Source organism: Streptomyces boncukensis (assembly GCF_011045075.1).
GTDB lineage: Bacteria > Actinomycetota > Actinomycetes > Streptomycetales > Streptomycetaceae > Streptomyces > Streptomyces boncukensis.
Window position 1 is genome coordinate 1 of record NZ_JAAKZZ010000233.1, and the last position, 11,233, is coordinate 11,233.

The following is an 11,233-nucleotide window of genomic DNA, read 5'->3' on the forward strand; positions in this document are numbered from 1 at the left end:
GTGTACCGGTACGCGGCGGAGCTGGCCGACCGGGGCATCGGGCGGGGCAGCACCGTGTCCCGGGACGCCCCGGACCAGGCCCCGGCACGCCGGCGCGGCACGGACGACGACGTCGTGCGCGATCTGCGCTGCTCGGTGCTCGCCCGCGCCTCCGTCGCCGCGCTGCGCAGCGCGGTCCTGGCGCAGTCCGCGCTCCCCGAGGCGGAGCGCACCCCCGCGTCGATCGTGCGGCAGCTGAGAGCCGCGTTCGACGCGCTGCGCAACGGCGACTGTCGCTGAACGCGCCGTTCCGCAGACCGCAGGACCCCTCACCCGGCGTTCACCCGCAGTAAACCTCCGTCCGACGGCACCCCACTAGCGTCCCTATACATGCAATAGCTGCAATAGGCATATAAGTAGGGAGGAATCCCCTATGACCCCCACGTCCCCTGCGTCCTCTGACAGCGCCCAGTTCGAGAGCTATGTCGAGGCGATCCTCACCGTCCTCGACCGCACCCCGGACCGCGCCGTCCTCACCACCGCCGACGGCAGACACATCCGCGCCGGCGAGCTGCGCGACGATGTGTACCGGTACGCGGCGGAGCTGGCCGACCGGGGCATCGGGCGGGGCAGCACCGTGTCCCTGCTCGCGGGCAACCGGCCGGAGGTGCTCGCCGCGCGGTACGCGGCGAATCTGCTGGGCGCCCGCGTCGTCTCCCTCTACCAGGGCATGGCTCCGGCCACGCTCGCCCACCTGGTGGCGAGCGTCGAGACCGAACTGCTGCTCGTCGACCCCGAGTTGCGCCACTCGGCCGAGCAGCTGCTGGCCCACCACCGGCCGCCGCGGCTGCTGGCGCTCGCCCCGGGCGCGTTCGGCCCGGACCTGCCCGGGTACGCCGCGGTGCACTCCCCCCTCCCGGTGCCCGGCGCGGCACGGCCCGGGGACGACTGGTGCATACGCCACACGGGAGGGACCACCGGTGTCCCCAAGGGCGTGCGGATGGCGCACGGCCCGTACCAGGACGTGCTCGCCCTCGGCTCCGTCTTCGCGGGCGAGCCGCCGCGCTTCCTCGCCTGCACCACCCTCGCCCATGTCGCGGGCAACATCGCCGACGCGACGCTGCTGGCCGGCGGCTCCGTGGTGCTGCACCGCGACTTCGACCCCGACGCCGTGCTCGGCACGGTCGAGCGGGAGCGGATCACCCATCTGTGGCTGCTGCCGCCGCTGCTCTACCAGCTCCTCGACAGCCCCGCGCTCCCCCGCACCGACCTCAGCAGCGTGCACCGCGTCACCTACGGCGGCTGCGCGGCCTCCCCGACCCGGCTCCGCCACGCCTACGAGGTGTTCGGCCCGGTCCTCTTCGGCGGCTACGGGCAGTCCGAGGCGGGCCACATCACCGCGATCGGCCCGGACGAGCACAAGGACATGCCGGAGGAGGGGCAGGCCACGGTCGGACGTCCGGTGCCCGGGGTGGAGATCGCGATCCACGACGCCGAAGGCAACCGGCTGGGCCCCGGCCGGACGGGCGAGCTCCGGGTCCGCTCGGCGCAGGCGATGGCCGGCTACTGGAAGCAGCCCGGAGTGACCGCCGGGGTCCTGCGCGACGGCTGGGTGCACACCGGGGACGTGGGCTATACGGACGAGGAGGGCTATGTCTACCTCGTCGACCGCGTCAAGGACATGATCGTCGTGGTCGGCGGCCATGTGTACACCAGCGAGCTGGAGGACCTGCTGCTCACGCACCCGGCCGTCGGCCGGTGCGCCGCGTTCGGCGTGCGGCGGGCCGACGCCGGCGAGGAGGTGCACGTCGCGGTGGTCCCGTCCCCGGGGCACCGCCTGGAACCCGACCTGCTGCGCGCGTACGTCACGGACCGGAAGGGCGCCATGTACGCCCCGGACCGGCTGCACCCCGTCCGGGACATCCCGCTGACGCCCCTGGGCAAACCGGACAAGAAGCGGCTCCGCGCCGCGTACGGCGGCTGACCCGAGGGGGCCGGGCCGCACCTCGCGGCCCGGCCCCGTCGGCCGGAGGGGCGCGGCCCCTGCCTCAGCGAGCTCCGCCGAACGTGCGCTCGAAGTCGCGGTAGGCGGCCTCCTGGCGCCACTGCGCCGCCGCCTTCGGGCTGGCCTTCAGCAGCCGGCGGCACTGCGGACGGGGCTCCTGCGCCCCGGGCGGCGTGCCGCGGCACGCGCCGGTGGGGGCGTATCCGTCCCGCGTGGGATTGCCGCGCCACAGGCTCCGGCCGGGCAGGAAGGCGTACTCCAGGGACGCCCGCGCGAGGTCCTTCAGCTCGGGGTAGGACAGCCCGTACGTCCGGGCCGCGTACCGGTACTCGTGGCTGATGTCGATCCGGGAGACGCCGGGGTCGTCGGTGGCCAGCACGACGGGGACGCCGTGGGCCCGGTAGGTGGCGAACGGATGGTCGTCGCCCTTGACTCCGAGGATCTGGGCGTTGCTGGTGAACGGCACCTCGACGGCGACCTCGCGGTCCGCCATGGTGCGGGCGGTGCGCTGCCAGTCGTCTTCGTGTTCGAGGTCGACGCCGTGCCCGATCCGCTCGGCACCGGCCACGCCGACGGCCTCCTTGATGTGGAACTTCAGATGCTCGGGCTTGACCAGGCCGGGCCACAGCTCCCCCGCGTGCAGGGTGACGTGCGCCTTCGGGTACACCCCGCGCAGATACTTCAGCATCCGCATCTGGAGGCGGTAGTTCTCCAGCGAGCTCTCCGCGTCCTCGGGCTGGACGAGGTTGACGGCGGCGAAGCGCCCGTCGCGCTCGGCCAGCCGCATACCGAGCGCCATCTGCGTGAAGACGCGCTCCTTCGAACTGGCGCGGGAGACCTGCGAGATCCAGCGGACCGTCAGCTTGCAGCCGGGCCGCGCGCGGCCGGTGCCGCAGCGCGCGGTCTCGCGGAACTCCGCGCCGGTGGCGTCCGCCTCGCCGCGGGCCTCGGCGACCAGCTTGTCCAGCTTGCCGCCCGCGACGAGTTTGCGGTGCAGCCGCGCCAGGTCGGGGTCCCAGCCGACGGCGGCGGCGAGCTTCTTCCCGCTCTCGGACGCCGGGGTGGCCATCGTCTCCAGATAGAACTGGTTCTGCTCGGCCACGCTGTCGGCGACGTTCGCGAGCAGCTTGCCGGGGTGCCGCCAGGTCACCTCGCCGAACTTCCCGAAGGCGGCGAAGAAGTGGTCGTGGCCGTTCCCGTCGGCGGGGAAGTCCTCCATGGACCACGCGCGCACGAGCGCGTCGTGGAATTCGCGGTCGGTCCGCGCGTCCGCTGCGGGACGGGCGTCCGGCCCGCAGGGCGGCTCGACGGCCGTCATGGTCTCCTTCTCGATGCACAGCCCGTCCCCGGCGGCCAGCTCGATCAGATACTCGGTGGAGGCGGCGCCGGAGAGGTGGTTGTGCAGCTCCCCGCCCTTGGGGAGCGCCCTGAAGAAGCGGTCCAGCCGCCGGGGATCGTCCCGGATGGCGCGCAGATGGGCCGCCGTGCCGGCCTCGGCGCCGGTCGTCGCACGCGGCGCGGGCGCGGGCGCGTCGCGGGAGGGCCCGGCGGGGTCCGCCTGGGCGGGCAGCGCGGACAGTGGCAGCAGGATGAGGGCGCCGAGGGCGACCGGAAGGAGGCTCCGGCCGCGGCGCGCGGTATGACGGTGTTCGGACATCACCGGCTCATGATCGCCAGCACCACAGCACGGGGACCGCACTTCAGCCACCAATCACCCGTTCGAGTGATGCAGAGATGTGCCCCGCAGGAGCAGCCCGGAACCAGCGGTCCAGGGGGTGTTTCGAAAGCCCCGTGCGGCGCATGGGGCGTCCGGTGCGTGCTCTCGGCGTGCCGGGTGAAAGCCCTCGTACTGGGCGTACTCGGGCTTTCGGCCGGTGCGGCGAGAGCACGTGCCGGGCGTTCCAGGTGGCGTGCGGGGCTTTCGAAACACCCCCTAGGAGCCAGGTAGGTACCGGGGCGCCCGCCATGCGTCCAGCTTCCGCTCCACCGCGGCACCGAGGGACAACAGCTCCCCGTCCTCCCGGTCACCAGCCATCAGCAGCAGCCCCACCGGCAGCTCGTCGACGAATCCGGCGGGCACCGAGAGCGAGGGGTACCCGGCCACGGCCGCGGGGGTGGAGGACGGGATCACATCGTTGTCGCCGCGGGCGCAGTCCGTCTTCCAGGCGGGCGGGTTGGTCGGCGCGGCGATGGCGTCGAGGCGGTGGGCGGCCATCGTCTCGTCGATGGAGCGCCGGGAGAGGTTCTTCAGCTCGGCGCGCTTCGCCCGGTAGTCCGGATCGGTCGTGGGCGGCGCGGCCAGGGCCTGCTCGAACAGCTCCAGGCCCGCGAAGCAGGTCCGCTCGGCCGGGTGGGTACGGGTGAACTCGGCGAGCTCGGCGAGGTTCCGGGGGCCGTGCCGGGTGGCGAGGTAGGCGTCGATGTCCCGGTGGAACTCGCTCAGCAGCGCCGGGAACTCCAGCTCGGCCAGCCGCTCCTGGTGCGGCGGCGTCACCTCGACGACCTCGGCACCCGCCGCGCGCAGCTCGCCGGCCGTGCGCCGCATCAGCGCGTCCACCTCCGGGCCCAGCGAGGGGAGCCGCCACAGTCCGATGCGCTTGCCGCGCAGGCCGCCGCCGGGGCGGGCCGCCGGATCTGCGCCGGTGAGCACCGCGTGGGTGAGCGCGGTGTCGGTCACGTTGCGCGCCATGGGGCCCGCGGTGTCCTGCTCGGCGGAGATGGGCACCACTCCCTCCTGGCTGACCAGCCCCAGGCTGGGCTTGAGGCCGACCACCCCGTTCATCCCGGCGGGGCACACGATGGAGCCGTCCGTCTCGGTGCCGATCGCCACCTGGGACAGCGAGGCGGCGAGCCCGGCGGCCGAACCGGAGGACGAGCCGCACGGGTTGCGGTCGAGTACGTACGGGTTGCGGGTGTGGCCGCCGACCGCCGACCACCCCGAGGTCGGCTTCGCCGCCCGGAAGTTCGCCCACTCCGACAGGTTGGCCTTGCCGAGGATCACCGCGCCCGCGTCGCGCAGCCGGGTCACCAGCGGGGCGTCGGTGTGCGGCGGGCGCCCCGCCAGGGCCGGCGAGCCGGCCGTCGTCGGCAGGTCGCGGGTGTTCACGTTGTCCTTGAGCAGCACGGGTATGCCGTCGAGGGGGCCGCGGGCCGCGCCGCGCCGGTGGCGGGCGTCGCTGGCGGCAGCCTCGCGCAGGGCCCTCGGATTGGTGCGGAGCACCGCGCCGATCTTCGGGTCGACGGCTCTGATCCGCCACAGATACGCGCGGGTCAGCGCCGAGGCCGTCAGCGAGCCGTCCGCCATGCGCGCCCGCAGCTCGGGGATCGTCACCGTGTCGAGATCGATCCACGGCAGACCCGGGGGCGAGGCCCGGTCGGGTGCGGCCCCCGCGGCGGAGGCCCGGGAGGGCGGCGCACCCGTCAGCAGGGATCCGGCGACCAGGGCGGCGATCAGCATGGCCATGCTCCTCTTCCCCATGAGATTCAGGGCACCGCATCGCACCACCGGGCGCAAGACCGCCCCGGCGACGCAGCCCTCCGTTCCGCCGCCGTTCGTCTACCAGACGGTAATAAGAACGCCGCCTCGGCTCCACCCCGCGCTGTGACCATGGGCCCCTCCGACGGGGAACCAGCGGACCAGGGAACCAGGACAGCAGAGAGGGGACGCCGGCATGGCGCAGCGACGCGGGGTGCGGCAGCGGATCGGAGCGGGCGCGGTCGTGGTGGCGCTGAGCCTGGGGGCGACGGCGATATCCACCGCCTCCGCGCGCGCGGAGGCGGCCCCGGCGCCGAGCGCGCCCGCGAGCGCGGCCTCCCTCCGGGCGGCGGCGGACGTCGACTACGCCACCTGGCAGCGCGACGTACGCGCCGTCGTCGACCGCGCCCGCCCCTATGTGCGGCAGCGCACCGCGCACGCGGACGGCGAGAGGCTCGCCATCGTCTTCGACGTGGACAACACCACCCTGGAGACGGACTTCCACCCGTGGTGGCAGCTGCCGACCCCGGCCGTCCGGCCCTCGCTGGAGCTGGCGCAGTACGCCAAGTCCCGCGGCGTCTCCGTCTTCTTCGTCACCGCGCGCCCCGGCATCATCAAGTCCCTGACCAAGTCCAACCTCGTCTCCGAGGGCTACGCGGTGGACGGCCTGTACGTACGGTCCCTGCCCGACCTCTTCGACGAGGTCAGCGCCTACAAGACGGAGAGCCGCGCGGACATCGAGTCCAAGGGCTACACCGTCATCGCCAGCGTCGGCAACCGGCAGACCGATCTGGTCGGCGGGCACGCCGAGCGCACGTTCAAGCTGCCCGACTACGACGGGCAGCTCTCCTGACAGTGCCCCGGGGCAGGGCCCGCCGCCGCGCCCGCGCGGATCCCGCTTCAGCTCCGCGAGCGGCCGTGGCGGCGCCAACCCCGCGCACGTGCCACCGCGAGCGCGGCCAGCACCGCGGCCACGCCCGCCGCGCACCCGCTCACCACCGTGAACGACCAGGCGAGCGCCCCCGCGGCGCCGAGTGCCGCCCCTGCCACGTACATCACCCAGACCAGTCCGAACAGCCCCGCGCCCGGACCGCCGTCACCGTCACCGTGGGCGCGGGGTGCGGCGGTGGCGCGGCTGAAGAGCGAGGCGAGCGTTCCGGTGACCACCGTGGTCGTCACGCCCCGCACTCCGAGCCGCAGCCCGAGCACGCTCTGCACGCCCATCGCGGCGGCGACCACGCCGATACGCGGCAGCTCCGGGCCCGGCAGCGCTGCGGTGGCCGCGAGCAGCAGGGCCTGCGCGACGAACAGCCGCCACAGGTGCGGCGCGTGCCGCGTCAGCAGTCCGGCGGCGATCGCGCCGAGGCAGAAGCCGAGCAGCGAGACCGCGGGGCCCGCGACCGCGTCGGCGTTCGCCTCCTCGCCCGGGTGCAGCCGGGTGACCGCGCCGAGGGCGAGGAGCACGCCGTTGCCGGTCTGGTTGGCGATGAACACCCGCCCGAGGCTCAGATACACCGCCGCGTCCACCGCTCCGGCGAGCGCCGTCAGTACCAGCGCGGCCCGTACCGCGTAGCGCTGCGCCGGTGCCGCGCCGGTGCCGCCCGTCTCACTCGCGTCGGTTGATCGTTTCACCCGGTCAGTGTCGCCGCCGCCGGGCGCGGCACCGCCCCGACACACCCGCGACCGCGCACACAGCGACGTACCTCACAACCGTCCGCGTACCTGGCGTACCGGTATACAGCGGGCAGTTGCTGCACCACCGGCATACCTTCGCGCGCTCGCTCGAAACGGTTAATTGCCCGATATACGCGTATGCACCGCATTCCGCCAGGGAACGGAATGACGCGTGGAAACAGCAGAGGAAGCATGGTCGTGCCCGTTCGACTTCGCACAGGCCCTGGAGTTCGACCCGCAGTTGAGAAGGCTTCTGGAGGAACGCCCCATCGCCCGGATCAGAATGTCGTACGGCGAGGGCGAAGCCTGGCTCGTCACGCGCTACGAGGACGTACGCACCGTGACCACGGACCGGCGCTTCAGCCGCAGCGCCGTCGCGGGCCGCGACTTCCCGCGGATGACCCCTGAGCCCATCGTGCAGTCCGAGGCCATCAACCTGATGGACCCGCCGGCCAGCAGCCGGCTGCGCAGACTGGTGGCGAAGGGCTTCGCGCCCGCGCACGTGGCGCGGATGCGGGTGCGCACCGAGCGCGTCGTGGACGAACTCCTCACCAGCATGGCCGGATCCGAGGAGCCCGACCTCTTCGCCCACCTCGCCTCGCCGCTCCCGCTGCACACCATCTGCGAGGTCCTGGACATCCCGGAGCCGGACCGCCTGCGCCTGCGGCAGAACGCGCTGACGATGATGAACATCGGCGCCGCCGGCAAGGAGGCGGCCATCCGCGCCAAGGCCGAGCTGCGCGGCTACTTCACGGAGCTCACCGCGCGCCGCCGCCGCGCGCCGGGCACGGATCTGATCAGCTCCCTGGCCACCGCGCGGGAAGGCGCGGACCTGCTCGACGACGACGAGCTGGCGGTGATGGCCATGGTGCTGCTCATCACCGGCCAGGACACCACCACCTACGAGATCGCCAACCTCTGCTATCTGCTGCTCACCCGGGAGGAGCTGATGACCGCCGTGCGGGAGCGGCCCGAGCGGCTGCCGCGCGCGGTACAGGAGATGCTGCGGTACATCCCGTTCCGCAAGGGCGTGGGCATCCCCCGCGTCGCCACCGAGGATGTGGAGCTGGGCGGGGTGACCATCCGCGCCGGCGAGATGGTGCACGTCTCCTATCTCACGGCCAACCGGGACGCGGAGAAGTTCCCCGATCCGCACACGGTGGACCTGGACCGGCCGTCCGTCCCGCATATGACCTTCGGCTGGGGCGCCCACCACTGCCTGGGGGCGCCGCTGGCGGAGATGGAGCTGCTGGCGGCCCTGGAAGCGCTGCTGTCCCGGTTCCCCGGTCTCCGGCTCGCCGTTCCGGCCGCCGACGTGCGGTGGAACACGACGTCCATCTGGCGTCATCCGCTCGCGCTCCCGGTGCGCTGGTGACGGCGGCCGGATCCCGGGCCTCCCTCATTGACATGCCCACACTCTGCCGTCCCGCCATCGCCGTGCCCGACCATGTCATCACCCGGGAGCAGACGCTGGACCTGGCCCGCGAGCGGCACGCGGGCCATCCGCAACTGGGCCTGGTGCTGCGGCTGATCGCCAACACCGGGGTGCGCACCCGGCATCTGGTCCGGCCCATCGAGGAGACCCTGACCCACCCCGGCTTCGAAACCCGCAACCTGCGGTACGAGGCCGAGGCGAAGGAGCGGGTGCCGGACGTGGTGCGCCGGGCCCTCGCGTACGCCGGGACCGAGCCCGACGAGATCGATCTGATCGTCTATGTCTCGTGCACCGGCTTCATGATGCCCTCGCTGACCGCCTGGATGATCAACACCATGGGGTTCCGGCCGGAGACGCGGCAGCTGCCCATCTCCCAGCTGGGATGTGCGGCGGGCGGCGCCGCCGTCAACCGGGCGCACGACTTCTGCACGGCCTATCCGGCGTCCAACGTGCTCATCGTGTCCTGCGAGTTCTGCTCGCTGCTGTACCAGCCGACGGACCTCGGCGTCGGATCCCTGCTGTCCAACGGCCTGTTCGGGGACGCCCTGTCCGCCGCCGTGGTACGCGGCAGCGGCGGCACCGGCCTGCGGCTGGAGCGCAACGGCTCCCATCTGGTGCCGGACACCGAGGCTTGGATCTCGTACGCGGTGCGCGAGACGGGCTTCCACTTCCAGCTGGACAAGCGGGTGCCGGGCACTATGTCGATGCTCGCGCCCGCACTGCGCGAGCTGATCGGCCGGCACGGCTGGGAGGTGCCCTCGCTGGACTTCCTGATCGTGCACGCGGGCGGCCCGCGCATCCTGGACGACCTGTGCCACTATCTCGAACTGGACGAGAACCTCTTCCGGTTCAGCCGCGCGACCCTCACCGAACGGGGCAACATCGCCAGTTCGGTCGTCTTCGACTCGCTGGACCGGTTCTTCGCGGCCGGCGGCGCCCCGCAGGACGCCTGCGGCCTGCTGGCGGGCTTCGGGCCCGGCATCACCGCGGAGATGGCGCTGGGCCGCTGGGCCGGGGTCCCGCCGAGCGGCGTCCCGCACCCGGCGGTGGGCGAGGCTGCGGTGAGCGAGGCTGCGGTGAGTGAGGCTGCGGCGCCCGGCTGAGGGCGCGCGGCACCGGCCGTCGCGCCCGCCCGCCCGCCGTCAGGTACGCAGGGTGCGGGACGGCGAGTGCCCGTACCGCCGCCGGTACCACTCGGCGAACCGCCCCAGGTTGGAGAAGCCCCAGCGGTACGCGACCTGCGCCACCGTGACCGGCCCCTCCCCGTCCGCCGCGACCAGGTCCCGGTGCGCCCGCTCCAGCCGGACCTCCCGCAGATATGCCAGCGGGGTGCTGTCCAGGTAGCGGCGGAACGCCTCCTGGAGCGCGCGGGGGCTGAGCCGGGCCGCGGCGGCGAGGTCGCTGAGGGTGAGCGGCTGGTCGCTGCTCTCCTCGATCAGCCGGAGGGCCCGGCGCACCGCCGGATGCGCCACGTTCCCGGTGTACCGCACCGGCTCGCCGCCCGGCAGCATCCGGTGCGTGGCCACCAGCGCCGCCGCCGTCGCCTGGGTGAGCTGCGCGGCGACCAGCGGGCTCGTCCGGGCCACTCCCCCGGTCACGATCTCCCGGTGCACCGCGTCGGAGATCCCCTGCCAGGTCCCGGCCGCGGCCCGGGACACCGCGCCGCCCAGTGCGAACCGCGCCCGCACCGGCTCCTCCCGGCCCAGTTCGCTGCCCACGGCCCGGTCCACCGTCTCCCGGGCCAGCCGGATGGTGGTCATCCGGGCACCGGCGCCCCAGTACACCCGGAACCGCCGGTGCGGATCGAGCACATAGGTGTCCCCGGGTCCGACATACTGCTCCTCGCGTCCGGGCGAGACCACCCGGACCCGGCCCGTGTGGACCTGGCACACCAGCAGATAGGTGGTCAGCGGCTCGGGCGCCACCAGCGTCTCGGTACCGTAGCTCAGCCCGGAGAGCGTGACGCCGGGGAAGGAGCCCTCGGCGTACCAGGCGGTGAAGTTCTGCGGGTTCTCCAGGGCGCGCAGCTCGTACGGGCTGTACGCGGTGGAGATGATCGCGCGCGTCTCGTCCAGGTCGTCGCTGCGGACCAGGGTCCGCATCCGGCTGTCGTCGTCCGCCGCGTTCATCCGGACTTCCCCACTTACGGTCGCGCTTCCCGGCCAGCGTCCGCGTTCCGCGGCTAGCCCGTCCTCACCACCGTGAGTAGCTTCCTGTTATCCGGGAGTCAAACGCCGTGTGGCGGGGTGACGTTCACACCAGCCACTCTCGGCCATTCCGGGAGCCGTCACGTGGCTGAGGCTCGGGGGACCTCAGCGCCGTGCGGCAGGGCCCCGAGCCGGTCGCCTCCGGCCCGGGGCCCTGTGGGTTCTGCTGGCCCTGTGGGTTCTGCTGGGCAGGGGCTGCCCCTTGCTGTCGTGTGCAGGGCGCGGCGCCGTTGTGGCTCGGCGCGCAGTTCCCCGCGCCCCTGACGGGCACATCCGTGCGCCTCGTCACGGGCGCGGCAAGGGGCAGCCTCGGCCCGGCAGGAGACGACACGGCCTAGGAGTTGTCTTCAAATGTCACGTCCACATCAGGAGCGAGGCGAGGGCGACGGCTCCCTGGTAGGACTCGGCGGTCTTGTCGTAGCGGGTCGCGATGCCGCGCCACTGCTTGAGGCGGTTGA

At 73.2% G+C, this 11,233-nt stretch carries 9 protein-coding genes and 1 pseudogene; 5 read left to right on the plus strand and 5 right to left on the minus strand.

Annotation, left to right across the window (positions count from 1 at the left end):
• Together G5C65_RS21040 and G5C65_RS21045 are read left to right on the plus strand one after the other, a co-directional pair.
• Nucleotides 1-279 (plus strand): hypothetical protein (locus G5C65_RS21040; protein ID WP_165300446.1); only part of this gene is annotated, 279 nt, incomplete at its 5' end.
• Nucleotides 280-412: 133 nt separating this feature from the next.
• Nucleotides 413-1,963 (plus strand): AMP-binding protein, encoded by a 1,551-nt coding sequence (locus G5C65_RS21045; RefSeq protein WP_165300447.1) that lies wholly within the window; start codon nucleotides 413-415, stop codon nucleotides 1,961-1,963.
• 64 nt (nucleotides 1,964-2,027) lie between these two features.
• Here the strand turns inward: G5C65_RS21045 and G5C65_RS21050 are convergent, their stop codons facing one another.
• Both G5C65_RS21050 and G5C65_RS21055 read right to left on the minus strand, forming a co-directional pair.
• Nucleotides 2,028-3,641 (minus strand): adenosine deaminase family protein, encoded by a 1,614-nt coding sequence (locus tag G5C65_RS21050; RefSeq protein WP_165300448.1) that lies wholly within the window; start codon nucleotides 3,639-3,641, stop codon nucleotides 2,028-2,030.
• A gap of 276 nt (nucleotides 3,642-3,917) precedes the next feature.
• The gene (locus G5C65_RS21055) at nucleotides 3,918-5,462 is read right to left on the minus strand and encodes an amidase family protein (RefSeq protein WP_165300449.1); all 1,545 of its coding nucleotides are present in this window, start codon (nucleotides 5,460-5,462) and stop codon (nucleotides 3,918-3,920) included.
• A 193-nt stretch (nucleotides 5,463-5,655) separates the two neighbouring features.
• Here G5C65_RS21055 and G5C65_RS21060 point away from each other — a divergent pair, with 193 nt between their 5' ends.
• Nucleotides 5,656-6,312 (plus strand): HAD family acid phosphatase, encoded by a 657-nt coding sequence (locus G5C65_RS21060; protein WP_165300450.1) that lies wholly within the window; start codon nucleotides 5,656-5,658, stop codon nucleotides 6,310-6,312.
• A 47-nt stretch (nucleotides 6,313-6,359) separates the two neighbouring features.
• Here G5C65_RS21060 and G5C65_RS21065 read toward each other — a convergent pair whose 3' ends face one another.
• Nucleotides 6,360-7,091, minus strand: a complete 732-nt coding sequence (locus G5C65_RS21065) for a DUF1275 family protein (protein WP_165300451.1) — start codon at nucleotides 7,089-7,091, stop codon at nucleotides 6,360-6,362.
• Nucleotides 7,092-7,305: 214 nt separating this feature from the next.
• On the opposite strand from G5C65_RS21065, the gene G5C65_RS21070 reads away from it, so the two are divergent.
• A complete protein-coding gene (locus G5C65_RS21070; RefSeq protein ID WP_338146561.1) occupies nucleotides 7,306-8,508 on the plus strand; it encodes a cytochrome P450 in 1,203 nt (400 codons plus the stop codon).
• 32 nt (nucleotides 8,509-8,540) lie between these two features.
• Nucleotides 8,541-9,671, plus strand: coding sequence for a type III polyketide synthase (locus G5C65_RS21075; RefSeq protein ID WP_165300452.1), 1,131 nt, complete (start codon nucleotides 8,541-8,543; stop codon nucleotides 9,669-9,671).
• 39 nt (nucleotides 9,672-9,710) lie between these two features.
• On the opposite strand, the gene G5C65_RS21080 is transcribed toward G5C65_RS21075, so the two are convergent.
• Nucleotides 9,711-10,697, minus strand: coding sequence for an AraC family transcriptional regulator (locus G5C65_RS21080; RefSeq protein ID WP_241265948.1), 987 nt, complete (start codon nucleotides 10,695-10,697; stop codon nucleotides 9,711-9,713).
• A gap of 432 nt (nucleotides 10,698-11,129) precedes the next feature.
• A pseudogene (locus G5C65_RS21085) lies at nucleotides 11,130-11,233 on the minus strand (IS5/IS1182 family transposase); the annotation flags it as partial.

What these genes read in the sequence shown, in the direction of transcription:
- G5C65_RS21045 (WP_165300447.1), top strand. Translation starts at nt 413, where the DNA reads ATGACCCCCACGTCCCCTGCGTCCTCTGACAGCGCCCAGTTCGAGAGC.
- G5C65_RS21050 (WP_165300448.1), bottom strand. Translation starts at nt 3,641, where the DNA reads ATGTCCGAACACCGTCATACCGCGCGCCGCGGCCGGAGCCTCCTTCCG.
- G5C65_RS21055 (WP_165300449.1), bottom strand. Translation starts at nt 5,462, where the DNA reads ATGGGGAAGAGGAGCATGGCCATGCTGATCGCCGCCCTGGTCGCCGGA.
- G5C65_RS21060 (WP_165300450.1), top strand. Translation starts at nt 5,656, where the DNA reads ATGGCGCAGCGACGCGGGGTGCGGCAGCGGATCGGAGCGGGCGCGGTC.
- G5C65_RS21075 (WP_165300452.1), top strand. Translation starts at nt 8,541, where the DNA reads ATGCCCACACTCTGCCGTCCCGCCATCGCCGTGCCCGACCATGTCATC.
- G5C65_RS21080 (WP_241265948.1), bottom strand. Translation starts at nt 10,697, where the DNA reads ATGAACGCGGCGGACGACGACAGCCGGATGCGGACCCTGGTCCGCAGC.